Source organism: Dolichospermum sp. FACHB-1091 (assembly GCF_014697585.1).
GTDB lineage: Bacteria > Cyanobacteriota > Cyanobacteriia > Cyanobacteriales > Nostocaceae > Dolichospermum.
Genome location: NZ_JACJSB010000008.1, coordinates 119,644 through 144,356, shown reverse-complemented (window position 1 = coordinate 144,356; position 24,713 = coordinate 119,644). Strand labels below are relative to the sequence as shown.

Annotated in this window: 19 protein-coding genes; 8 read left to right on the top strand and 11 right to left on the bottom strand. The window is 39.1% G+C overall.

What is annotated here, in order from left to right; translation table 11 throughout:
- Positions 1-104 precede the first annotated feature (104 nt).
- Positions 105-956, top strand: a complete 852-nt coding sequence (locus H6G25_RS07420) for a WecB/TagA/CpsF family glycosyltransferase (protein WP_190391920.1) — start codon at positions 105-107, stop codon at positions 954-956.
- Positions 957-1,192: 236 nt separating this feature from the next.
- On the opposite strand, the gene H6G25_RS07415 is transcribed toward H6G25_RS07420, so the two are convergent.
- The 4 genes from H6G25_RS07415 to H6G25_RS07400 form a co-directional block, all read right to left on the bottom strand.
- A complete protein-coding gene (locus H6G25_RS07415; RefSeq protein WP_190391919.1) occupies positions 1,193-2,980 on the bottom strand; it encodes a WD40 repeat domain-containing protein in 1,788 nt (595 codons plus the stop codon).
- Between the two features lie 1,042 nt (positions 2,981-4,022).
- Positions 4,023-4,478, bottom strand: a complete 456-nt coding sequence (locus H6G25_RS07410) for a ferredoxin (protein ID WP_190391918.1) — start codon at positions 4,476-4,478, stop codon at positions 4,023-4,025.
- The gene (locus H6G25_RS07405; protein ID WP_028085003.1) at positions 4,478-4,864 is read right to left on the bottom strand and encodes a DUF1257 domain-containing protein; all 387 of its coding nucleotides are present in this window, start codon (positions 4,862-4,864) and stop codon (positions 4,478-4,480) included. Before H6G25_RS07405 ends, H6G25_RS07410 begins: the two co-directional genes overlap by 1 nt.
- Before the next feature lie 39 nt (positions 4,865-4,903).
- Entirely contained in the window at positions 4,904-5,113 is a 210-nt protein-coding gene (locus tag H6G25_RS07400; protein WP_190391917.1) for a DUF2997 domain-containing protein, read from the bottom strand.
- Between the two features lie 867 nt (positions 5,114-5,980).
- Between H6G25_RS07400 and H6G25_RS07395 the strand changes: the two genes are divergently transcribed.
- The 3 genes from H6G25_RS07395 (at position 5,981) to H6G25_RS07385 (ending at position 8,027) form a co-directional block, all read left to right on the top strand.
- A complete protein-coding gene (locus H6G25_RS07395) occupies positions 5,981-6,280 on the top strand; it encodes a 30S ribosomal protein PSRP-3 (RefSeq protein WP_015079494.1) in 300 nt (99 codons plus the stop codon).
- Positions 6,281-6,495: 215 nt separating this feature from the next.
- Complete coding sequence (locus H6G25_RS07390; RefSeq protein WP_190391916.1) at positions 6,496-7,005, top strand: hypothetical protein; 510 nt, start codon at positions 6,496-6,498, stop codon at positions 7,003-7,005.
- Between the two features lie 134 nt (positions 7,006-7,139).
- On the top strand, positions 7,140-8,027 hold the full coding sequence (locus H6G25_RS07385; RefSeq protein WP_190391915.1) for a hypothetical protein: 888 nt from the start codon (positions 7,140-7,142) through the stop codon (positions 8,025-8,027).
- A gap of 59 nt (positions 8,028-8,086) precedes the next feature.
- On the opposite strand, the gene rpsU is transcribed toward H6G25_RS07385, so the two are convergent.
- The 3 genes from rpsU to H6G25_RS07370 all read right to left on the bottom strand — a co-directional run bounded on the left by rpsU (position 8,087) and on the right by H6G25_RS07370 (position 9,939).
- On the bottom strand, positions 8,087-8,284 hold the full coding sequence (rpsU, locus tag H6G25_RS07380) for a 30S ribosomal protein S21 (protein WP_015078697.1): 198 nt from the start codon (positions 8,282-8,284) through the stop codon (positions 8,087-8,089).
- A 238-nt stretch (positions 8,285-8,522) separates the two neighbouring features.
- Positions 8,523-8,894 (bottom strand): RNA-binding protein, encoded by a 372-nt coding sequence (locus H6G25_RS07375; RefSeq protein WP_190391914.1) that lies wholly within the window; start codon positions 8,892-8,894, stop codon positions 8,523-8,525.
- Positions 8,895-9,084: 190 nt separating this feature from the next.
- On the bottom strand, positions 9,085-9,939 hold the full coding sequence (locus tag H6G25_RS07370) for an inositol monophosphatase family protein (protein ID WP_190391913.1): 855 nt from the start codon (positions 9,937-9,939) through the stop codon (positions 9,085-9,087).
- Between the two features lie 101 nt (positions 9,940-10,040).
- Between H6G25_RS07370 and H6G25_RS07365 the strand changes: the two genes are divergently transcribed.
- Together H6G25_RS07365 and H6G25_RS07360 are read left to right on the top strand one after the other, a co-directional pair.
- On the top strand, positions 10,041-10,211 hold the full coding sequence (locus H6G25_RS07365) for a hypothetical protein (protein ID WP_199319682.1): 171 nt from the start codon (positions 10,041-10,043) through the stop codon (positions 10,209-10,211).
- Positions 10,212-10,407: 196 nt separating this feature from the next.
- The gene (locus H6G25_RS07360) at positions 10,408-10,719 is read left to right on the top strand and encodes a HigA family addiction module antitoxin (protein ID WP_190391912.1); all 312 of its coding nucleotides are present in this window, start codon (positions 10,408-10,410) and stop codon (positions 10,717-10,719) included.
- Between the two features lie 244 nt (positions 10,720-10,963).
- Here H6G25_RS07360 and H6G25_RS07355 read toward each other — a convergent pair whose 3' ends face one another.
- Positions 10,964-11,848: a sugar kinase gene (locus tag H6G25_RS07355; RefSeq protein ID WP_190391911.1), complete on the bottom strand. Its 885-nt coding sequence runs from the start codon at positions 11,846-11,848 to the stop codon at positions 10,964-10,966.
- Positions 11,849-11,900: 52 nt separating this feature from the next.
- Here H6G25_RS07355 and H6G25_RS07350 point away from each other — a divergent pair, with 52 nt between their 5' ends.
- Together H6G25_RS07350 and rsmI are read left to right on the top strand one after the other, a co-directional pair.
- Positions 11,901-12,344: a DUF29 domain-containing protein gene (locus H6G25_RS07350; RefSeq protein WP_190391910.1), complete on the top strand. Its 444-nt coding sequence runs from the start codon at positions 11,901-11,903 to the stop codon at positions 12,342-12,344.
- 163 nt (positions 12,345-12,507) lie between these two features.
- Positions 12,508-13,362, top strand: coding sequence for a 16S rRNA (cytidine(1402)-2'-O)-methyltransferase (rsmI, locus tag H6G25_RS07345; RefSeq protein WP_190391909.1), 855 nt, complete (start codon positions 12,508-12,510; stop codon positions 13,360-13,362).
- A 733-nt stretch (positions 13,363-14,095) separates the two neighbouring features.
- Here the strand turns inward: rsmI and H6G25_RS07340 are convergent.
- From H6G25_RS07340 to H6G25_RS07330, 3 genes are all read right to left on the bottom strand, one after another.
- Positions 14,096-21,424 (bottom strand): esterase-like activity of phytase family protein, encoded by a 7,329-nt coding sequence (locus tag H6G25_RS07340; RefSeq protein ID WP_190391908.1) that lies wholly within the window; start codon positions 21,422-21,424, stop codon positions 14,096-14,098.
- Positions 21,425-21,923: 499 nt separating this feature from the next.
- On the bottom strand, positions 21,924-22,532 hold the full coding sequence (locus tag H6G25_RS07335) for a TIGR02466 family protein (RefSeq protein WP_190391907.1): 609 nt from the start codon (positions 22,530-22,532) through the stop codon (positions 21,924-21,926).
- A 127-nt stretch (positions 22,533-22,659) separates the two neighbouring features.
- Entirely contained in the window at positions 22,660-24,687 is a 2,028-nt protein-coding gene (locus H6G25_RS07330; RefSeq protein WP_190391906.1) for a flavin-dependent dehydrogenase, read from the bottom strand.
- Positions 24,688-24,713: the final 26 nt, after the last annotated feature.

The following is a 24,713-nucleotide window of genomic DNA, read 5'->3' as shown; positions in this document are numbered from 1 at the left end:
ATTTGATTTCTGTTCCCTGTTAAGAGTTCCCTTCTCTTCTCGGTTTAGCATAACAAGTACCGAAAAACCTTGAATTTTTACAACTCAACAATATAAATAAAAAGATGCTAACTACAAAAAATCAAGTTCAATACTTAAATTCATCTCTGAAATTTGAAGTTTCAACAACGCCTGCCAAAATTGATATTATTGGCTCTCCTGTTACTGCTTTACCTTTTGAGGTACAAATAAATATCATATTAGAATGGGCGATGAATAATGTGAGCAAAGTTATTTGCGTATCCAATACTCATATGCTTGTAGAGGCTTATTGGCATCCAGAGTTTTCCTCTGTTTTAAAGAGTGCGGATATTGTGACTCCTGACGGAATGCCGCTGGTTTGGATGTTGAAACTAATGGGTATAAATGCTCAAAACCGCGTTGCTGGTATGGATATTCTTTTATCTTTGTGTAAATTAACTCCACTAAGAAACATTCATCTTTTTTTCTTAGGTGCTGATATAGTAACTCTAGAGAAGATGAGAAGGAAGTTAGAGCGTGTCTTTCCAAATGTAAAAATTGCTGGCATGGAGCCTTTTCCATTTCGTCCACTCACACACGCAGAGGATGAAGCTATAATCAAAAAGATTCATGATAGTGGGGCAGGAATAGTTTTAGTCGCTCTAGGATGTCCAAAACAAGAGTTATGGATGAACCAACACAAGGACAAAATTCAGGCTGTGATGATTGGTTTGGGGGGGGCATTTCCTGTCTTTGCAGAAAGTCATAAAAGAGCACCCTATTGGATACGTCATTTAGGTTGTGAGTGGTTATATCGTTTGATTCAAGAACCATTGAGACTATTTAGTCGCTACAGTACAACTATCCCAACTTTCATCTGGTTAGCTTTCAAGCAAATCTTAAATTTGGCTCTAAGTAGGTTTACCATGAATTTACCGTATCGGCTCAGTAAGTAGGGCTTGGCGAAAAAGTGCGAAAAGCCCTGAGTCTACGGATTCCACATTCCGCACCCCAGGTTTCATAATCGGTCATTTCGGATTTTTGAATACCTAAAAGGATAAATTTCATGCAAAAAGTGTGGAAATTTTAGATAGCGAAAGCGAAGTACTACTGTAAGCAGTTCACCAATCTCAAATCTCTAAATGACCAATTTTCTTTATGTGATAGTTTAGGGTGCAGAAGGTCGGTTTACTTAACTTCGCTGCCAAATTTTAATTGTCTTGTCCAAACTTCCACTGACTAACATTTCGCCAGAATCAGTAAAGGATAAAGCTGTCACTGTGTTATTATGACCTGTAAATGTCCCTAATAATTCCCCTGATTCTAAATGCCACAATTTGATGGTTTTATCAGCACTACCACTAGCAATAATTTGTTCGTCAGGACTTAAAGCAACTGCATTCACACTATCTCGATGTCCTTTGAGAGTGTGAACTAATTCCCCAGTGGCTAAATTCCAAACTCGAATAGTTTGATCTTGACTACCACTGACTAAAAATTTAGCATCAGCACTCATGGCTAGAGTAGTAACAATATGGGAATGACCCATCAGGTTATATATTGGTTGTGTATCTTGGGAATTTTTCTGATTTTTTGTTGAGGATGTTTCCCAAACTTTGATTTTGCGATAGCTACCTGTAATTAAAATTTTGCCATCTTGACTTAATACCATTGAATGCGCTGCTGTATCATCCAAATATAGCGTATTTTCAACTTGGCGATCGCGCAAATTCCAAAATAATATCTTGCGATCATGGCCACCTGTTGCTAACATCTTACCATCGGGTGTAAACGCCACACAACGCACATCTCCACGATGTTTATGCAGGATATCAATGAGGTCTAACGCCCCAGTATGCCAAATTTTCACCGTGGAATCTGCACCTACAGTCACTAATGTTTGCCCGTCGGTACTAAAAGCCAAAGCATTAACTTCATCTACTAAGTCAGAAACCACCCAAGGATATTCTGATAATGTCTCAATTAATTCACCTTTGGCTAAATCCCATAATTTTGTTTCTCCCCTGCTACCACTAGCTAAAATTGGGATGGTTTTGACGTTTTTACACCTGACTTCTTTGACTACCAAAGTTTTGATAGCATAGGCTAAACAGTTAATACCTCTAGTATGTCCTTTCAATGTTTGCCAGTATTCCCAATCACCAATAATTTTCTTTTTTGGATGATCTGATGGTAAGGTTTGAATTGTCTCCACTACGGTTTTCTCATCAGTTATTGGTACATGATCTTGTTTTTCACCAAGAGATTGTAAATACCAATTTAATCCCCCTGCATACAACAAACTACTAGGATTTAAATAAGTCTTTGATTCTGGAAATTCTAGTTGATTTGTGGGTAAAAAACCAGTAATCACAGTTTGTTTTTTGTATCCTAATTGTGTATTTGCTGGATAAAACAAACACAGAAAAATTAATACCTGGTGGTTATTAATATCTTCTTGACTAACAGACCAACGGATTTTATCTTTTTTAATGCTGTTAAAACTTTCTCCATCTGCTACATGAATTTGAATACTCACCTTTGGATTATGAGTCAATAAATAAGTAAATTTACTTTGACTATCTAAATTTCCCTCATCATCTAAAACCATATTTTCTAAAGTGTCTTGTGGCACTTTTTTCACCAATTTTCCTAACCGTTCTGTCATCATCCGATCTACAATTTGTTCACGAACTAGATAATCCTCAGCTTGACGTTGAAAATAGGTAGGAAAGGGAATTATCCAATCAGGATATTCAGGATATTCTGGTGGTATCGGTGGCGGATTTTTGGCGAGAATTTCGGCTTGCTGACGGGAACATTCGAGAATCTTTGTTAATGACTCCCCCGTAAATGCCATGACTTCACTGTGATAACCTCTAAGTTGACTTTCTAAAAGAGAAATATCCGCAGTTTTCGGTTTCTTGACACGGTTTAAGAAGTCAGTTTGTTGCGCTTTTAGTAAACTAATCCAATTCATCTGTATGATAGTGGCACGCTATTGCATACCCAAGATAACTTTTAACAATACAATTATTCAATTGATAACCTTTAGTTAAGTAAGAACTAAGAAATGATTACAGTCTAATAGAATACAAAAACTAGCGGCATTGAATGGTAAATATCAACTCGTCAGGTGATTAAGCACTAGTTAAGATGTAGTGGGGGAGATTTCGATAATTTCCATGATTTCCATAAATTCTAACTACCTTAACTAATAATTTACTGTTTCCCTAGAAACAGTTCTCTTGCTTCTAGAAGTGTGCAACTTTAGAGAAAACTTTTTTTATTTTCAGACCTATGCAACCGCTTTGTTGTCATTCTCAGCCAAAATACACCTGTAATTGACAGCATTTCCTAATCCACGGAGGTACATATCCGCGTCTATCTGCGTTTATCTGCGTTTAATTTCTAATCCCTGTAACCAAGTGAGATTAGAAATACAGCAGTTTCCGATATTATGAAGTACAGATATTAATGATAAAACTCTTGTGGTGAGGGCATCTTGCCAAAGTGTACCTCACTCAAGCTGAACTTTCTGTATTATAACCGCACTGAGAATGTATCATTACTCTCTTAAACCTCTCTTCTGCATATTTTCCAATAATTGATAAGTTTAAATTATTCGTTTTTAGAATTTCATAATTTTTTTAAAATTCGCTTTCAGACTGAAAGGTGTTAGGACGGGGTTAGCTGTGGTAATATGTTCATATTGTTAATAATCGGATGGAAGTAAAATTTTTATTTAGGGATATATTCCCATTATAAAAATATCACTTCCAGAGAAAAAAGTCAATGGGTTTCAACCCAAAAAAAAGATTTTTTTGGATTCATAAGTTTTACTTATTATGTTTTATATTTTTTTATTATGTTTCTTATATTTGAAGAATAGAACTTACTTAGGCCAGATTTGACTAATCACCGACGTGAACTAGGGATAAAAGCTATTTTGGAGTAGGAGTAATTGATGAATTACACCTACTTTCCTGCTATTTGGCGTAATTACGGAAATTGTGGGTAATTTAAGAACTGGATTTTTGTAACTTTTGTTTCCTCCGGCGTTTTTCTGTCGTGGTTACACCATGTTGTACTGGATAACCAGCGATAGGAATTACTTGATATTTTCTGTCCGCTTCTAGATTTTTCAGTTCAGTATAGTCAACCCAGTGGATACAATCAACAGGGCAGGTATCTATTGCTTCTTGAATTATCTCTTCTGTGTCCGCATCTTGACGAATTACACGCGATCGCCCATAATCTTCTTCAATGAAGAAAGTATTACGGGCAACATGAGCGCAATGTTTACAGCCAATACAAGTAATTTCATCTACATAAACGCCTTTCTGCCGAACCACACCGCCTAATTCTGGTTCTAACCCAGAACGTTCAGGAATATCTTGCCAAAAACTCCCCAGTTCTGGTTCTAAGCCAGAACGGTGATCTTCTTGTTCTTCTCGTGACGGCAGGAACTCAAGCATTACGTACTCCAGCGTTGTACTACTAGACGGATAGAACCATCTTCATTTTTTTGTTGTTCAGCTACTTGGAAGCCTACTTTAGTAGTTTCTTTAACTACCGTTTGATAAGCATAACCTTGGGTAACTTGACGCAAAAACCCATCTACAGATAGATTTTGCTGCCAATATTGTAAATCTGCAACTAATTCGTATTCTTGACCATTCCATCTAAAACCGATATCATAACCATTTTCCTGCTCAATTGTTACTTCTGCGGACTGAGTTTGACCACGATAACCGCGTACCTCACTAGGTCCAGGTTTCCAGTCTATTCCCAAGGCGGAAAGGGCATCTTGCAAGGATTCGAGATTGCGGATTTGTGTCTTGATTTGGCTAAAGTGTGACATAGTGGTTTGTAATCAAAAAAAATTAATTGGTTGGATAATTTACCATTGACTGTGGACTTTTTGCGTATTAGTCACAATATTTTCTGTGTTGTTTGTGGCAAAAAACTCAGAAGTTGGCTCATGACTCAACACTCTTCCTAGCTGGGCTTCTATAGCTGCTGTGACTTCAGCACAAGAGACACCGATAATACCGGTGACTTTTTCTTGGACTCGACCGTCTGGATAAATGATGAATTCTAATGTTTCCATATTCTGAAAGCCAACCTTGATATTACAATTGAACTTTGCTGCAAGACCATCATTGAAAATTTGGATATTGGAACTTAGATACAAATTTGCCACTTGTTTTATAATGTTTCATATTTTAATATATAAATATCATGATCTTTACAAAAATTATTATGGTCATTAGTAATTACATCCATCAACAATAAGTTTCTCAAGGTCAAGGCTACCAAAGATCAAAACTGTCGAAAATCTGGCCAGTGGGTGGTTTTTATAGGGTTATAAGCCAGTTTACGCTTTGTTTGGGCTGAATTGTTATTCAAGTCCGACTAAGTAAGTTGGCGTTAAACAATCAACATATATAAAGAAATGTAAATTCAACAAATACCTTATAAATAGGTTATTTCAGGGTTCTTACAAAAAAATGTATATTAGACAAGAGTGCAAAATTAATTTTATGTTATGATTAAGGGTTGTGTTAATTTTAGATAAAAGTTAGAGTTACACGGCTATGGTTGAATTTGCGATCGCAAAGAACACCAAAAATACATAAAACCTAAAACCTCCTATCGTGCCACGGAAACAATTGTGCAAAAGGTCTATTGATTGTATGGTGCCGACTTACTTAATATTACAGTTGGTTGCATGGGACTTACACAGAATTCATGGAATAAGAAAGCACTCGAAGCACAGAGGTGACGGAAAAATAGGGGTTTAGGAAGTATTTTACGTAAGTTCTAAAGATAATTGATTTTTTGGTGTTGCCAAAAGAAAAAGATCAACAAAAAATTTAGATATGATTGATCAGTATTAGTCAAACAGTCAAAGATTGAGTTAAAATAAGGGGTCGCAAACTCAAGTTAAAAACCCGGATATTCCCCGGAGGTGTAATTGACCAAGTTCATTTTAAAAATTCTCTGGTTGGACGAAAACGTCGCCCTCGCAGTTGACCAAGTGGTTGGTAAAGGTTCTAGTCCCTTAACCAAATACTTTTTCTGGCCTAGAAATGATGCCTGGGAAGAGCTAAAAAAAGAGCTAGAATCCAAGCATTGGATTACAGATGTTGACCGCGTGGAGTTGCTTAACAAAGCCACAGAGGTAATTAACTACTGGCAAGAAGAAGGCAGAAAACGCCCAATGGCAGAAGCGCAGTTAAAATTTCCGGAAGTTGCCTTCACGGGTAGTGCTTGATTATTTTAGACTAATGATGGGTGATTGGTGGTAATTAAGTAAAATTACCATTAATCGCCAATTCTACCCTCTCTTTTATCCCTGATTTTTAACCTGCCCACGCAGGTTTTCTCTGTGTAGTAGCGTCCGCCTAGAGTACCGTAGGTATATCTTTATAATCGCCATTGTTAGGCTTGTGCATTCATCATCTCAGCTAAAAATAAGGAGAAGCCAAAATGTTTACAAATCTTGGACGGAGAGTTTTAGCTGCTGTATTATTATCATTTGTCTTGCTGACTACGGCTTGTTCCCCAAAAGAGCCTAGTCGTTTTGATCAGGTACAACAGGAAAGTACCCGACAAAAAAGCGGACAGGCTGTAGTTAAAGATGCGACTCAGGGTAGTAAATTAAATCAATTCTTCCCTAGTAGTGGTGATGGTTATAATCGAGTTTATACTCAGGAAAAAAAAGGCTTTTCTGAGGCCAACCTGAAAAAAGATGGTAAAGTAGTTGCTCAATTGGCTATTTCTGATACTAGCAGTATACCAGGAGCAGCAGCAAAATTTGCTAACAGCACTGAGAAAATAGGCGGTTATCCCTCCGTACAACTAGGAAAAACTCAAACTTCGGTTTTGGTGAATAAGTACCAAGTAAAGGTTATTTCTAAAGATCCATTATTCACAGCTAATGATCGCGCAATATGGATAGAGAAGTTTAATCTTGATGGTTTAGCTAATTTGAAATAGGTAGTTAACTAATGTTCCCGGTGATCTAGTTTAGGCTAGTGATTGGTAATTGGTAATTAAAAAAATTTTTGACCATTTCCCAACCAGCAATTGACGTGAATACAAAACCACAAATACAAAATAAGGAGATTTTTGTGAATAAACCAATTTACCAATTAGTTGATGAACTTCCTACCAATAATTTGACAGTTTCCCTATTAAATGCTTTGGATTTTGTTGCTCCCGGTGAATGGCACAATACGGTTGGTTTTGTCAATACCATTAAAACTGTTACCGGTGAAACAGACGAGGATTTAATTCAACAAATTGGTGAAAGAGCAATTTATCTATTTAACGACAAATCCCAAGGATATCAAACCGCGCTCTGGCTGTATCAAACTGTTGACGGTACAGATAAGGTTTTAGGTGCAGCCGCTTTAGCTAATAAAGTTGGGGAAAAAATTCCTTTTCTCGGTTTTTTAAACGCCGTGACTCCCAAAGCAGACAAAGCCCAAACTATTGATCTCACTTTGAAAATAGTTGCTGAATTAGTGGCTTTTTGTCAAATTAATGGTATTCCTGGAGATAGTATTGGCGATTTTGTTGCTTCTTTGGGTGAGTATGCTGGAGAGTCCCTGATTCGCATGGTGGCGTTAATTTGTGTAGATGGTTTAATACCCTTAGGACCTGATTTTATTAATAAATCATTATCAATGCTCAGTCAAATAAACCCCCAAGAGTTACAACAAAATTCAACTTTTAGCACCATCAAAGATAAAATTCCTGGTAATGGTATTGGTGGGAAAATAGACTTTATTGGTAATAGTGTAGACTCGGTTAAGGGTTGGATGAATGGTATTGTTACCGCTAATGCTTTAACAGCCCAAAGTGTCTTAGGACATTGCAAAGGTTTTATAGACTTTGCTGATGATAAATTGGACTATGTAGCAGCGTTTTTAGATGTGGCTACAAATTACTATGAACATACAGGAACTCAAACCTTAGCCCGCCGCTTAATTGAAAGAGCATTAGCGGAAATCTAGCAGTTAATTCCAGACAAAACAAAACAACTTAGGGGCAATATAAAGCAGCCCCTAAAAATTTACCGTTTGAAGCGAGAACGTTGTTGACGACGTTGCTTGTGTCTAGCTATAGCTTTACGCTTTTCTTTTTCTAAAGGTGTTTCAAAGTGACGCTTTTTCCGCATATCTTGGAAAATTCCCGCCTTGGAAACTTCTCGCTTAAATCTTCGCAATGCTGACTCAATACCTTCATTTTCGCCCAAGACCACTTGTGTCATTCCTTTTCCTCCTAATTCTAAATTAAATGCTTGATAGCTAGATGTGACATACTCCACATCCTCTCTTTATGATGAATGTGGGTTTCTCAGCGACTCTTCTTTGAAGACATTAACTGAGCCTTAAGACCGTGTGTCCCACGGTTCTTTAATTAATCAAACTAAAATAAAACATTCCAGCAGCATCTAGCCTGGGGCTGTATCTGCTGGATACTCTAGATGTTAATTTTTTTAAACAGACTTAATAGCGACGACCACCACCACCGCTGCGATCACGATCTCCACCGCCACCGCTGCGATCACGATCTCCACCGCCACCGCGATTACCACCCCAACCTCCGCCGCCACCGCCACGAGAAGGATTCCTTTCTTCCCTTGGTTTAGCTTTGTTGACTTTTAAATCACGACCCATCCATTCAGCACCGTCAAGTGCTTCAATGGCTGCAGCTTCTTCTGTTTCTTTTTCCATGTCCACAAAGGCGAAACCCCGTGGACGACCAGTTTCCCGGTCTGTAGGTAGCTGTACACGACCAACTGTTCCGTACTCCGCAAAAGCCCGTTTCAGGTCATCCTCTGTCACCTGATAGGACAAATTACCAACGTAAATCGTCATAGAATAGAGTCTCCCAAATCAGAGAGTGTAGAGAGTTAGATTCGGAGAGACGTATTTAAAAAAATCTTAAACCGACTTACTCAACCGAAAATAATCCTTATTTCCCCAAGTATAGCACTACATGAGAATATTAACCCATAATGAGCAAAATTTCCCAAGAAAAATTCTAGCATTGTTAATCAACAATGCATTAGGTGGAAGTAAACCGTGCGAGAATGTTTTGTGCTTCTTGACACAGTACCTCATGATTTTGATAATTACTCGCCAGTAACTCTCCCCATTGATGAATGTCGCCGGTATTATATTTTAATGGCGTGCAGTCAAAATGGGTAAACTTGCCACCTGCTTCCGTGAGAATGAGTTCGGGGGCTGCCATATCCCAGTCTTTAGGTGCGGACTTACCGGAAAGGGAAATGTAAACATCTGCTTGCTGTTCAACTATTGCTGCAATTTTGCAACCGACGCTACCAATTGGCTTTTGATGTTGATAGGGTAGATGCTGTAACAGATATTCTAACCTATTGTTGCGATGGGAACGACTAACAACTAAAATTAGATCTTGAATATTTTTGGTTGCGTCCAGCCGCACGGGTACAGAACCGCTGGCAGTTTCGATAAAAGTTCCACCGCCTCTAGTGGCATAATACAACTTTTGTGTTTCTGGAACTGCTACCACAGCTAACATTGTCTGTGTTCCTTGGACTAGGGCAATATGAATTGCATATTCTCCAGTTTTGTTAATAAAGTCCTTTGTCCCATCTAAAGGGTCAATAATCCATACCCACTCAGAGGGATTTTTTCCCTGTTGTGATTTATAAGTTTCTTCGCTGATATAACCAAAGTCCTCATGACCTAAAGCGGCTTGTAATTGTGACAAGATATATTCACTTACAGCCAGGTCTGCAACTGTAACGGGTTCATTGTCCTTATACTTGACATCTAAATTGGCTTTTTCACCAGTACCATGATAATAACTACTAAGTAAGCTGGCAGCACCCCAGCCCACTTGTCGGGTAATTGTTAATATTTCTGATAGATCTTTCATTTGTAGATAAATTTGGGTGTGATTACACAATTAAACAGCAAAAATACACAAATAAGGTTTTTAATTCAGCGTGCTACTCAAATGCTCACAAATACCCAGAAGTGGTTGACGACTTCTTTGAAGTCATGGCAATTATTGACGCTGCTGTAGACGAACGAGACTTGTATGCCCAAAAAGGATTGAGATTTGAAAAACTACAAGAAAAACGTGGCAAGGAGGGACAACGTTCTCTGCGTTTACAGCAGTTTTCATGTATTTGTACCACACGCTAATTTTTCTATTCCTTTGTTCCTTTGCGTCTTTGCGCCTTTGCGTGAGATATAAAATGTGGTTCATTTACCCGAAAATTGCTGTAAATGCCCAGTGACGTTTAATTGTCACCTTGGCTGAAGATGAACAAGGAAACTACCTGACAATTATTGATATCGAAGACTACCACTAACACCACGCAGCAGGGGAAACAGAAATATGAACCAAAAACTAGCACCAGCAAGAGTACCAACCCCAGGCAGAATTTTAAGTCGAGAACTAGAAGCGCGGGGGTGGACACAGAAAGACCTAGCGGAAATCATGGGTCGGCCAGTGCAAACCATCAACGAAATTATTCGTGGTAACAAGCAAATTACTCCAGAAACAGCCCTAGAACTTTCCCAAGCCTTTGGGACATCACCAGAATTTTGGACAAACTTAGAAGCCAAATATCGCTTGCATTTAGCAAGTAAACAAAAAACAGAGCCAGATATAGCGGTTTCTGCTCTTATGAGGTACAAAGTTGAATGATGAAATTCTTTACTATGGCTAACGCCACGCTACGCGAACGGCAAGCTCAGTACAAGTCTTGCCCGCTAGATATGTACCTCATAACACCGGGAAGTGCTGTATAGCCCGTAAAAGACGTTTATATACCCTTGCTCCCATCTCATAACTGATTAAAAATAATTGGATTCCTAAAACCAATTCTTTAGATGAATTAGAGCAGCAAGTTTGTAATTTTTTAGGCATATTTTCTTTAACAGAATTGCTTCTATCTTAACTTGTGACCAATGGCATTTAGCCAATTCCTTGTACCAAAATATTGACAAGCTTTAGCAGCAGTGTTAGCAGCTAGTTCTAATGCTTGGACAAAACTATTTTCTAGGATGTAGTGACAGAAAGCACCATGAAAAATATCTCCTGCCCCTAGTGTATCTACTGGCTGAATTTTTGGTACATTGACTGAATCACGGACACTATTAGTTAGGTATTGTATGGGGTTTTCTCCTTGAGTAATGGCAATATGAGGAATGTTAAATTTTTGTAAATAGTTAAAAACATCTTGTTGATTTTGGCAGTGAGGAGGATAAAAATTAGCAGAACAAATAGCATAATCTACAAAGGGTAATATTTCTGCAAATCCTGGTTTCCAACTACCACCATCAATGACAATGGGAATATTCTGGATTTTAGCACTTTGGGCGATAATTTTACTAATGGCCATTTGATGTCCGTCAATTAAAACAATATCAATATTTTCTAAATTTTCTAAAATATTTGCCGGGATAGAGTTAATATTTGCCTGAGTTTTCATGGCATTAATAGAAATTACCGCTCTTTCACCTGTACCTTGGGTGACAATAATAGAAGATACTGGTGGTGGTGTATTCTTGTGAGGTTCTAAGTCAATAATGGCAACTTGGCAATTTTCTAAATCCTTAGAAATTAGCTGTGTGATCTCGTGAGAACCCAATACACCTAATACTGTAGCTTGGTTGCCTAAATGACTGAAAGTGACAGCGGCGTTTGTTGCAGGTCCTCCGGCTGCTACAGTATAATCAGTAGCGACTAACTTTTGATTATTTTGGGGAGGAGAGTCCGCGAGATAAATGAAATCTAAGGTAATTAAACCGACAAATAAGGCAGATTTGATCATTGGTCAATTTCTGAACTATTAAGTAAATTATAAGTGGATTATAGGAGAATTTATGAATTCAACTAGTCATGATCATGATTTTTATGCTTGGACTCAAGAACAAGCACGACTATTAAGAAAGGGACAATTTAATCAAATTGATTTTCGTAATATTGCTGAAGAAATTGAAGATATGGGACGTTCGGAAAAACGAGAATTAGAAAGTAGATTAGAATTACTACTTATGCACTTACTTAAATGGCAGTTTCAATCTAACTTGCGTTCTCGCAGTTGGCAATTAACTATTAAGGAACAACGTTTACGTTTAGAAAAACTTTTGGCAGAAAATCCTAGTCTTAAATCTTTTTTAGCTGATTCTTTAGAAAAAATCTACCAACTGGCTATGATTAGTGCAGAACGAGAAACCGGACTGTCTTCATTTCCTGAAAGTTGTCCTTATAGTTTAACAGAAATTTTTACATCTGAATTTTTACCTGACGATATCATGTATAGTTAAAGATGTATTATACCATTTACCACTCTAGCAAATTACAGCCTGATCTGCGTTTACCTGCTTTTATCTGCGGTTAATTCTCTATTAAGGTTTTATCATTTGGTAAGGTAAATAAAATTAATCAACCTAGAAATTTTTTAATCTCTTGAATTAGTGTGAAATTGATATGCAAACTGAACCAAAACCAGGAACACTTTATATTGTGGCTACACCTATTGGCAACCTAGAAGATATGACTTTTAGGGCGGTGCGAATTTTGCAAGCAGTAGATATGATTGCAGCAGAAGATACAAGACATACAGGAAAATTATTGCAACATTTTCAAGTGAGAACTCCCCAAATCAGTTATTATGAACATAATAGTAATAGTCGCATTCCTGAATTACTAGAGTATTTGCAATATGGAAAAGCGATCGCATTAGTAAGTGATGCGGGAATGCCAGGAATTTCTGACCCCGGATATGAGTTAATTAAGGCTTGTATTGATAATAATATCACTGTTGTCCCTATTCCTGGTGCAAGTGCTGTAATTACGGCTTTATCTGCGGCTGGATTACCAACTGATAGATTTATTTTTGATGGGTTTTTGCCGGCTAAAAGTCAAAAAAGAAAGGAATATTTAACATCTTTACAAGGGGAATCTCGAACTTTAGTTTTTTATGAATCACCCCACAGATTACGAGAGACTTTAGCAGATTTGGCAGAGATTTTAGGCAGCGATCGCTATGCAGTTATAGCACGAGAACTGACTAAATTATATGAAGAATTTTGGCGAGGGACTATTGGAGAAGGAATTGCTAATTATCAAGAAAAAGAACCCCAAGGGGAATATACCATTTTAGTAGCAGGAACTCCATCTAATCAACCTCAACCCACAGAAACCGAATTAAAAAATGAGTTATTATCAATGATCAAAGAAGGTATTTCTCGTTCTCAAGCTAGTCGAGAGATAGCCAAGAATACAGGTTTATCTCGTCGCTATCTTTATCAACTAGCTTTGACAATTGAACTTAGCAGCTAAGTACAGAGATTAGAAAGAGATTTATATATTAGAAAGAGATTTATATATAGGACTCCTATTTGATTTTTGATAGCTTGCGTGGCGTAGCCATACAAGACTCAGTAGGTATCAATTCTGTCTTTTTTCCAGTTAAGAGTTCCCTGTTCCCTGACCACACAGGTAAATTCACAGAATCAAACCGGATTCCTATAGAATATCTATAATTGTTCCTGTTTTTTCCGGTCTTGTTTCTTGTTCTTGCGCTTTTCTATACATCTTAATGCGCCTTTATGTAAGTGGTTTCATCTATTTTAACTCTTTTTCTTGCACCTTTTTCACCTTCTATCCTCATCAAGTCCTTGATTTGTCTTGGTTCTAGCTTTACTCAGCAATCCCTAAGTATTAAAACTTAAAATTTTGACAACATAAGTATTGTTAAAAACAATAAAAAATAAAATTAAGGAAATATTCGTATATTACAAAATGAAGTGCGGAATGTGGGTTAAAAACAGAAAATCTAAGTAGGTGAACGGAAAAAAACCGACATAAGTAATGAAAAGTAAAGTTGCCCAAAACCTGTTCCCTTGTCATAACGACAATTTTTAACGCCAACCTACTTATGTCTGAGAAAAAGTGGGAGATGATAGCGAAGCGCGACCTAGGAATCATCCCCCACCTCAGAGAAATCAGTTGTAGAGACATTCCTCATGTAGGGATTCTCGGCTCTACCCTGATTAAGTGAAGCAATTAGCCATTAAACAAGAGAGAAATTACTAGCAGTCAGAGTGGGAACAGTAGCGAGAATAGCAAACTCACCACCAGCACCAAGGCCCGCAGCCGTGCCATTTTGGTTGTAGAAAAGACTACCACTGCTAGAGCTATAGACAATCAGTCCGTTACTAGTACCTGCCAAATCATCATCTTCAACCACAGCAAACTCATTTGCTACGCTGAATCCTTGGCCGGCAACACTGGTGAGAGAAGCAAATACAGACTTACTCAACAATATTTTATCATTACCGATACCAAAGTCTTGGATAGTATCTAGACCTTGACTAGCTGAAGTGAACGCAGCATTGCCTTCAAAGCCGAAAACATCATTACCAGCACCACCAGTTAGAGCATCATTACCAGCACCACCAACCAAGCGGTTATCTAGGTCATTGCCGATAATTCTATCTGCTCCAGCACCGGCAATCACGTTTTCAATGACATTAGCGGCAGTTAATCTCAGTTTTGAACCATTAGCAACCAGGGTTTGAACAGTGGTAATGCTTAGATTTAGGCGAATTGCCGCCATTGTACCAGTGAAGTCAATGGTATCTTGACCACCATCTACTGCTGCTTCTGTAATGGTGTCAGTACCGAGGCTAGTTGCGGTAATGGAGAACAGATAGGTATCATTTCCTGTACCACCAACCAAAGTATCATTACCTAAACCACCATCAAGGATGTTATTAGCCGTGTTACCTGTGATGACGTTATTACCATTGTTCCCTGTACCGTTGATAGCGGTTGTTCCTGTGAGGGTGAGGTTTTCGATATTGCTTAAGGCAGCAAGACTGAAAGTGGCACTGGATTGAATAGTATCTGTACCCTCTCCCGGATTTTCCGTTATGGTGTCAGTTGTGCTATCCACAACATAAATATCGTTACCTACACCACCAATTAAGGTATCAGTACCTAAACCACCGTTAAGGGTATCATTACCTAAACCACCATCAAGGATGTTATTAGCCGTGTTACCTGTGATGACGTTATTACCATTGTTCCCTGTACCGTTGATAGCGGTTGTTCCTGTGAGGGTGAGGTTTTCGATATTGCTTAAGGCAGCAAGACTGAAAGTGGCACTGGATTGAATAGTATCTGTACCCTCTCCCGGATTTTCCGTTATGGTGTCAGTTGTGCTATCCACAACATAAATATCGTTACCTACACCACCAATTAAGGTATCAGTACCTAAACCACCGTTAAGGGTATCATTGCCTAAACCACCATCAAGGATGTTATTAGCCGTGTTACCTGTGATGACATTATTACCATTGTTCCCTGTACCGTTGATAGCGGTTGTTCCTGTGAGGGTGAGGTTTTCGATATTGCTTAAGGTAGCAAGACTGAAAGTGACACTGGATTGAATAGTATCTGTACCCTCTCCCGGATTTTCCGTTATGGTGTCAGTTGTGCTATCCACAACATAAATATCGTTACCTACACCACCAATTAAGGTATCAGTACCTAAACCACCGTTAAGGGTATCATTACCCGCAAGACCAGTGAGTTTGTTATTTCCACTATTGCCGGTGATGATATTATTGGCGGCATTACCTCTACCATCAATATTGTTAATACCAGTCAAGGTCAGGTTGGTTTTTATTGCTGCTAATGTGGCAGTAACACTGGAAGTGACGGTATCAGTGATAGTGACAGTGCTAGTAACAAAGGGGATAGTTGCACCAACGGGATTAGTTAAGGTGATAGTGAATTTTTCATCAGCTTCAGGGGTTATATCAGCTACAATAGGAATGCTGATCGTCTTGAGTGTCTCCCCAGGCGCAAAGGTGAGTGTACCAGCAGCAGCAGTGAAATCAGTACCAGAAGTAGCAGTACCACCGCTGGTAGCGTAGTCAACCGTTACCACAGTATTACTAACTTCACTCAGAGTAACTGTAACTACAGCATTTGCATCCACAGATCCCTCCTCTACGACAGTAACATCGTTAATACTGATTCTGTTGACCAAATTTAAAGGTTTCTCCAACCTCAACAAAATTTGTTCATTGTTGTCTACCGCAGGAGGACGACCGACTGAGAAAGGATAGTTGTTGTCATTGGCAACTAAAATCGTATTTTTGTCAATAACTACAACACTCTCAATAGTTACGAAGGGGAAGACAAAAGTAGTTTTGCCATCTCCGTTAATGTCGTTGGGGTCTTTGATGTTGAGTAAGTCTACAACTTCTTCCTTGGTTACATAACCATTAGCATCTGCTTTAGACAAATCAATCTTAAAGATTCTCTTGAACTGAGCAGCATCTCCTTGATTATTATCCCGCTCAATCACCAGGTACTCATTATCATTAATGACAGTGATATCACCAATAGCATTCGCTGCATCATCCAACCTGTAGAACAATTCCCTACTAGTGTATTGGCGGCTGGCAATATCAAACTCATTAATCCGTAAAGCACCCGCAGCATCACCTTGAACCGTACCCTCTAGGAGGATATAGAGCTTAGTTTTGCTGGCGTTAATTGCACTACCCTCAAAACCCTTAGAGCGACCTAAATTAGCAACAGCAGTTCCTGCCAGGACATCAGGATTTTGGGGAGAACGAACAATGTTATACCCAGCATCGTTAACTAATCTGTCTCTGACAGTATCGCCTGTATCAGGAAAATCCGTAAACAGTGCATCTACACCTAATTGGAAGAACTGTTGGAACTCTAGTTTAGGATCACCCTTGTAATCTGCCGCTAAATAGCGTCCTTCATTACGGAAAGTGTAAGGATGAACCAGCAACCCGGCATTATGAGCATCTAAAACCAAACTAGTAGGAGCTAGTGTAGTTCTATCAGCATCATTAACCGTACCATCACCATTGACATCATCGGCTCTGCCGTCGCCATTAGCATCAGTACCCCTAACGCTGACAATCATCCGTTTCCAAGGACCAATAGCATCAGCATATTTCGCCACATCAGCCAAACCTTGGGAAGTTCTTAAATCACCATAGGTGCGAGAGTCACCACTAACGATAAAATCGTAAGGTTTATCTTCAATAATATTGCCATTGATATCAATACCACTGGCATCTAGAAGTTGAACCAGTGGGATATCTACCCCCGCAGCCGGCATGATAGTATCATGCAACTCCTTCAAGTTGCCAACTTCAAAGGACTGGATGAAAATGCGACTAGGATCAGTGAAATTATTTGCCTTCAGAGTATCTATGAGGATCTGACCCAGATTACGGTTAATCTTAGTAGTTGTACCTACATAAGTAGCTTCAGAAAGGGAATAGGTCGGATGCTTGGTTTCGGGGTAGATACCAATTTTCTTACCTGTACTGGCTTCCACAGCCTTAACTAAATTAATAATTTCCGTCAAGGTAGGAATTTCAAATTGACCGTTAAAAGACTGGTCACGGAAAGACAGACGCTCAATAGCGCGTAATTCCTTAATTTCTGCTAAAGTGAAGTCTTCAGCAAACCAACCCGTAACCGACGTTCCATCCAAAATTACAGTCTTTTTCCGGTCTGCAAATTTAGCAATAGTAGCCACATTGGTGGTTGTATTACCAGTATTTACAGTACCATCAGCATTCAAGATTGCTAAAGCAGGTTCATGACGAGCAATGAGTACACCATCTTTAGTAACAACCAAATCAGGCTCAACAAAATCAGCACCCTGCTCAATTGCTAACTGGTAAGCAGCTAAAGTATGTTCTGGACGATAGCCACTAGCGCCTCTATGACCAAGAACATCGGGCGCTGTGCCGTCTAAAGTCTTAAATCTATCTGGTGTAGCAATGGGAGCTTCTAGTAACTTACCAGTGGCATCAAAATGTAGAAGGTAAGGACCAAATTCCTCACCAACCCAGATAGTGCCATCCTTATCAAAGACGAAGGACTCGATATCAAAGTCTGCACCAGTGAGGTTTCTGGCTGCTGTTGCATCATTGACAATTGTGAAATTAGTAATCTTCCTGTCTGGGTCAGAGAATTGGATGTAATCTAAAACTTTAACACTACCGTCTCCATTCTCCGTACCTTTAAAGTTTGGATCTACACGATAAATCCGTAACAGGTAGTCAGCGCTATTTTCTTTTGCACCGTAACCATTATCAGGTTGGAAGTAAAAACTGTTATTGTTACCAATTTGAACAGCACTAAAACCTTGAATTGGTTGACCAGGGAATGGACCGGTTTTACCATTAGCAGAAATACCATTACCAGATTGTGGCCCTTCGGCAAAACTATCCGCAGGTAAAGCAGAAAACCCTAGCAACTCAACATTTGGTACTGGAGTAGCAATCAACAATTGACCACCACCTGAATGATTACCATTGAGGACATTCAACTGGTTGAGGTCTAGACCATTGCGAACACCAGCTTGGACATCAAATAGATAGGAACTGCGACCAAGTTGGGAATTAGGCGTAGTTTCTACGATACCGGATGTCTCCCAAGTCCCGAAACCATTATTAAAAGCAGTACCTTGAGCATTCTGGTCAATTTCAAACAGAGGTCTGACTGTATCGGTAGCAATATCGTAGGAATAAACACGGTCATTGCGCTGTTGAGCATTGACAACTTCACCACCACGACCAGCCGTGTCCTCTTGTAATAAGAGTTTGCCATTGCTATCAACAACAACGTTGTCATAGCTAATCCCCGTGTTTGCACCACCAGTTAGCACCAATTCAAAATCGCTAATTTCTCCCGTAGGATCTGCCGCATTTAAACTAAAGCGATAAGCCTTACCGTAAGCATTATCCTCAATAGTAGTACCAGGAATGGTGCTTGTATTACCAGTAGTGACAAAGTAGAAAGTACCCGGATTGTTAGGATCTTCGGTGATGTCTTCAACACGACGGAAATTAGTAGAACGGGTGACATCATTTACCCAGGTAGTCAAAGCAGTACCATCAGTCAAGGGCTGGTCATCTGCACGGTCTGCTGTACCTTTGGTATCATAAATTACTGACCGATCAACCTTTGTCCAAGTAGCCGTGACCTTTGTACCTTCCGCTAAGGTTTCGTAGTCATATCCTGTCACCTTGAGGACATATAGTTCACCGTCTTTGAAGCCATTGGGGTCTGCTGCTGTTTGATTACCCACAAACATATACAGTTCACCGTCTCCAGAATCTTCTGATGACAGTAGTACTGTTTTATTGGAGTTAGTAGCCCGATATTGAGATGCTGCAATTACGTTTTCTTTGGAGAAGCGACCGAAACCGTCTAAAGCTTGAGCAGTTCCATCCGTTGCTACAGCCCAACCACGACCGTTACCAAACTCTTCTGGGACAAAGTATACTGGGCCACCTTCAAAGCCATAAGTTGCCAAATAACTGGAACAGAATGGACCGAAGGCAAAATTTCCTGTTTGAGTAATACCATCAGGTGTAATGGTGATTTTACTGATTTCTTGATTTTTGCTATCTACTACCTTCTCAATTAAATTCTTACCACCAATTACCCGCCAATTTTTATCAAATTGGAATAAGGAAGCCCGCGCACCAGTGATTTGTCCAGGAATGGTGCTAGAAATATCTGTTTTTGTGGTGCTGCCAAATTCGTGGTTAACAAAGACATAGTAAAAATCAACGGTTTCATAAATGCCCAGTCCGTCAGGAGTACCAGTAAAAGCGAATTTTTCGGTATTACTAGCGGTAAAAGCACCAAAACTACCTGTTAATAGAGGCACTTCATCCCCAGTTGTCAACAGTGCATTGAGTCTGTAATCAACACCATTTAGCACTTTTACATAAGCAGGATCAGTGGTTCTACCATTGACTACCGGCTTTTCGGCAACTTGAGGAACAGCCGCTAACAATTGTCCACCCTCTACATGAGCGCCATTGAGAATATTGGGCTGGTTCGGGTCAGCAGTGTTGTTGAGACCGTGAGCTTGAACATCGAATAAGTAGCCACTTACACCAGTTAGACCATTTTGGGGTAGTTCAACAATTCCAGAGCTTTCCCATGCACCAGTACCGATATCATAGGCAGCGCCAGCAGCCTGTTGGTTAATTTCAAACAAGGACTTAACGGTATCGGTAGCGATGTCATAGGACCAGATTTGAGCATCGCGGTTCTGGGCTGCCATGACACTACCACCAAAAGCAGTGGTGTCTTCTTGAATGGCTATTTTGCCGTTTTTGTCAACAACGATGTTGTCGTAGCTAACTCCAGTATTGGGTCCACCGTTTAATACTAATTCAAAATCACTAATTGCACCCGTGGGGTCAGCAGCGTTGAGACTGAAACGATACATTTTACCGTAGGGGTTTTCTGCTTCTGCTGCTACTGTGGTAGTAGTACCATTTACTCTATTATTTGTACCTGTGCTGACAAAGTAGAAAGTGCCAGGATTATTTGGGTCTTCTGCTATGTCTTCTAAACGGCGGAAGTTGGTAGAGCGGCCACTGGTATTCACCCAATTAGATAAATCTAATCCAGTGGTCTTAGCTACATCATCAGCCCTGTCTTCCGTTCCTTGGGTGTTATATACAACACTACGGTCAACCTTAACCCAAGTAGCACCTACTTTTACTCCTTCTACCAAGGTTTCGTTGCTATAGTCTGTAACTCTAAGAACATACAAATCACCATCTTTGAAACCGTTGGGATCTGCTGCTGTTTGATTACCAACGAACATATAGAGTTCGCCATCACCAGTGTCTTCAGTAGAAATTAATACCGTTTTGTTGGAGTTGGTAGCTCGATATTGAGATGCTGCAATTACGTTTTCTTTGGAGAAGCGTCCTAAACCATCTAAAGCTTGAGCAGTGCCGTCAGGTGTAACTGCCCAGCCTCGGCTGTTACTGTCAGATTCTTCTGGTGCGAAGAATACAGGACCGCCTTCAAAACCACTCTCCGCTAAAAAGGATGAACAGAAGCGGCCAAAACCTGGTAAAGTGGAGGTTAGGCTGACAATATCTGCTCCGCTAGTAGTAAAGGTGATTTTGCCTAATTCCGTCCCCGTACTGTCAACGGCTTTTTCAATTAGGTTTTTACCACCGACGACTTTCCAGTTTTTATCGAATTGGAATAGGGAAACTCTCGCTCCGGTGATTTGTCCTGTGACTGTGGTGGAAAAATCTGACTTGGTAGTGCTACCCAATTCGTGATTGACAAACACATAGTAACCTGTGGCTGTCTCATAAATTCCCAAACCGTCGGGAATGCCTGTAAAGGCAAATTTATCAGTAGCACTAGTAGTAAAAGAACCAAAAGCACCTTGTAATAAAGGAACTTCATCACCTACAGTCAATAAAGGAACAAGGGCATATTGTGCGCCTTGGGGAAGTTTATTGACGTAAGCAGGGGCGGTTGTTCTTCCGTTCTGAATTGCCATATTTAGGACATCTCCATTAAGGATTTAGCTTTTCACCAGATACTCAAGTTTTCTGATTCAATTGCTTCATTAAGAACAAACTATGCTTCACTCCAAAAAAGGGAATATCCAAAACTTCAGTAATAGCCTTGATTTTGGATTAGGACTTACGCAAAATACCTCTAAAACCCTGATTTTTCCCTGACCTTTGTGCCTGAAGTGGTTTGTTATTTGGTGACTCCTGAGTAAGTCCTATGGATTTCACTTTCACAAGATCAGCATTCAAAAAAACTCAAGTAACATGGATAATCATATTTGTAGAAAATTAAGATAAAATTAAGGTTAAAGAAATATTTGTTTAAAATGTGCAGAAAATTTCACCTAATATATGTACTTGCTGTGTATGCTCATATAATTTGTTTCTCCGTTCCTAATACGGCAGTGCCAAATATGAAACGTTATTAAAAGGTTTTTTACTTATCCACATTTCAGAAAAAACTGATAGCTGACGGTTGAATGATTACTTTTTCCTTATAGGCACTATTCCAATATTAAAACTAATACACACCCTGTCTTCATGGCTCATGTTTATTTCTACACCATGTAAAAGCCAACTAGGAAAGATTAACATTGTCCCTGCACAGGCTTTGTAGGTTATGCGTGGCAGAGTCCATAAATTAAATTCTACAGATGGTGGTACTATCATCTGTGATCCTGGTCGAGGATCGCAAAAAAATATGCCACCACAATTTTCAGGAGTTTTGAGATAATAAACCCCGCTTAAAATAGAATTAGGATGATTATGTACAGAGTTAGCAGCAAATTTACGATTAATAATTGCCCAACAGGTTGTAATTTTGAGGCTGAATTTTTCTAAATCCCATTGTAGAAATGTGGCAACTTCTAAAACATTTTTATTGATAATTTGTGTGAAGTTGTGAAAGGATTCTCGTTGGTGTAAATCATCTACACTATGCCATCCTAGCATATTTGACCATTGCTCACCTTTACTATCTTGCTGTTCTTCTGTATAGATAGTTTGTAATAAGATGGGATTTAATTGTTGATGATTTTCTACTGGAAAGTGCCAAATAGATGTGGGAAACCAATCATTTCTAGAACCAGACATAATTTTGATTTTTAACTTATTTTTAACTTATTTTTTTTTGACTTATATAGAAGATAAGTATCATGGAACTAAGGATTTTAGGAGCGTGAAAACTCCAAAATCCCCAATTATTTGATAATAGCTAAAACTAGCGCAATGCTGGTGGTAATCGTGGTCTACCTGTGGAAATTGCATAGTTAATAACTAACAGTTGCAACCATAATCCAGGAAAACGAGTTTCTAACCAAGATTGACTCCATTTTAAAAACTGTGGTAACCATGCTCCCAAAATAACACTAATTAAAGCATGACGGGCAAAGTTGAAATAATTGCCAAGCCAACGCAATAAATCCTGCCAACCTGCTAGTTGCCAAATCCACAATAGCAATGGTGGATTTTTACTCGCTGCTTTCAATGCTAGACGGTTAAAGGTAAACCAATCACAGCGATCTTTAATGAAATTATCTGTCACTTCTGGGGTTTCATCTACTAATAATCCAAAGAAAGTATTCAACATGGAATTTATCAGTTGGGGAGGGATAAATTTCCCAGTGGGAACCATCATTCCCTTAGAAAATAACCACATTACAGCCACATTACTTTGATAAGCACGAATTTTATTTAAGTAATCAGAACTCAATAAATCATGCTTAAGAGCAGTATTTAATAGGGTGGTTAACCGTTCTAAATTACGGACCAAAGAACCAAAACCAGTAAACACTAGAGGAGATTGAAGAGAAGCAGCATCACCAATAGCAATTAATCTATCTACAGCAATTTTGCGATCGCTACCACTTATACTAAAATGTCCTGGTATATAGCCAAAGGTTGGTTTTTTCCAAACCAATTTATCTAAATCACAACGCCGATATTCTGGCAAAATTGTGAAAAAGTCCTCATACATTTCCAACAAAGAACCGGGATTTTTGGCATTTACTTCATGATAATGAAATAGATAAATTGTTAATTCTTCCCCAACGCCAGGAAACAACTCCCAAATTAATTGTCTTCCCCTAGAAATGTCCCCATGACTATAAAGAACATCCCCATATTCAGAATCCCACACTCCAGGTTCAAAGCCTTTTTCAATTACTGCTCCCACGGTAGGACACACACTATCAAAGGCTCTACCACCATTTAATTGCCAAGCAATGGGTGAAGCAGTTCCCATGGCATCTATCAATAAACGTCCAGTGACTTGTTTTTGATTGCCGGTGGGCAAATGCTTGACATTAATACTCACTTGTGTAACACTAATATCAACTCGCAAAAACTCGGTTTCGTCGGAAATATCGCCACCAGCAGCTTTAAGTTTTTCTCCACACAATGCCAATAACTTTTCTGAATCTAAAGCTATATTTAAAACGGTGGGCGTGTGGAGGACAGGTGCTTTTAACTTAGAGGGGTTATTAGCATCAAAAAACTTATTAAACCCGTCTTTATACTCTCTAGAAATAATTGTTTCTAGTTCAGCATTTGTTAATAAACCCAAATTGATTAAACTTTGGATTTCATCACGGGAAATATTCCATTCTCGGTTCATTCTCCCAAAGGGTAATCGTTCTACCAACAGCACCTTATAGCCTAGTTTAGCCATGACTGCTGCATGAATTGACCCCAAAGCCCCACCAATGTAAATGATGTCATATTCAGGACTGGTTTTCTCTTTTTCCTGGCTATTTCCTTGATAAAATACAACTTGACGGGGCTTTTGAGGATTTTTCACCCCTTCTCTCCACTGTTGCTCCCACCAGTAAACCCGCTGGAGGTGATATTCCCCATTAGTCATTTTTTGGAAATATTTGACAGTTAGGGGATAATATGGTTCTAGTTGTGGAAAAATTGACTTTTGGGCATCAATCACAGGTGGTTCTGGATAGCAGTTGGGAAAGCGGCTTCTAATTTCCTGGGTTAGATGTTTGAGAATGAGTCTCTCACCTGGAAAAGGTTGTTCTCCCCAACGGAATACTTTCAGATAAGTCGTCCGCTGCACTGACCAAACAAATACAGACAGTTCTACGTCTCTAGAAGCGGTATTTTGAATCGGTATTTTTCCACGAAAGCCGTTTGGGGTGATGAATTTTTCCCCATGTTCTAGAATAAAATCTCTTTGTAGCCACTGAAGTACGGATATTGTATCAGGGGTAGGAATTTCTAAATAAAGAAGTTCTTGCATTTTGTCCTCGTATTCCTCGTAAATCT

Bases quoted from the DNA above. Each gene is read 5' to 3' on its own strand.
- H6G25_RS07420 (WP_190391920.1), top strand. From the start codon at position 105: ATGCTAACTACAAAAAATCAAGTTCAATACTTAAATTCATCTCTGAAA.
- H6G25_RS07415 (WP_190391919.1), bottom strand. From the start codon at position 2,980: ATGAATTGGATTAGTTTACTAAAAGCGCAACAAACTGACTTCTTAAAC.
- H6G25_RS07410 (WP_190391918.1), bottom strand. From the start codon at position 4,478: ATGCTTGAGTTCCTGCCGTCACGAGAAGAACAAGAAGATCACCGTTCT.
- H6G25_RS07405 (WP_028085003.1), bottom strand. From the start codon at position 4,864: ATGTCACACTTTAGCCAAATCAAGACACAAATCCGCAATCTCGAATCC.
- H6G25_RS07400 (WP_190391917.1), bottom strand. From the start codon at position 5,113: ATGGAAACATTAGAATTCATCATTTATCCAGACGGTCGAGTCCAAGAA.
- H6G25_RS07390 (WP_190391916.1), top strand. From the start codon at position 6,496: ATGTTTACAAATCTTGGACGGAGAGTTTTAGCTGCTGTATTATTATCA.
- rpsU (WP_015078697.1), bottom strand. From the start codon at position 8,284: ATGACACAAGTGGTCTTGGGCGAAAATGAAGGTATTGAGTCAGCATTG.
- H6G25_RS07375 (WP_190391914.1), bottom strand. From the start codon at position 8,894: ATGACGATTTACGTTGGTAATTTGTCCTATCAGGTGACAGAGGATGAC.
- H6G25_RS07370 (WP_190391913.1), bottom strand. From the start codon at position 9,939: ATGAAAGATCTATCAGAAATATTAACAATTACCCGACAAGTGGGCTGG.
- H6G25_RS07360 (WP_190391912.1), top strand. From the start codon at position 10,408: ATGAACCAAAAACTAGCACCAGCAAGAGTACCAACCCCAGGCAGAATT.
- H6G25_RS07355 (WP_190391911.1), bottom strand. From the start codon at position 11,848: ATGATCAAATCTGCCTTATTTGTCGGTTTAATTACCTTAGATTTCATT.
- H6G25_RS07350 (WP_190391910.1), top strand. From the start codon at position 11,901: ATGAATTCAACTAGTCATGATCATGATTTTTATGCTTGGACTCAAGAA.
- rsmI (WP_190391909.1), top strand. From the start codon at position 12,508: ATGCAAACTGAACCAAAACCAGGAACACTTTATATTGTGGCTACACCT.
- H6G25_RS07340 (WP_190391908.1), bottom strand. From the start codon at position 21,424: ATGGCAATTCAGAACGGAAGAACAACCGCCCCTGCTTACGTCAATAAA.
- H6G25_RS07335 (WP_190391907.1), bottom strand. From the start codon at position 22,532: ATGTCTGGTTCTAGAAATGATTGGTTTCCCACATCTATTTGGCACTTT.
- H6G25_RS07330 (WP_190391906.1), bottom strand. From the start codon at position 24,687: ATGCAAGAACTTCTTTATTTAGAAATTCCTACCCCTGATACAATATCC.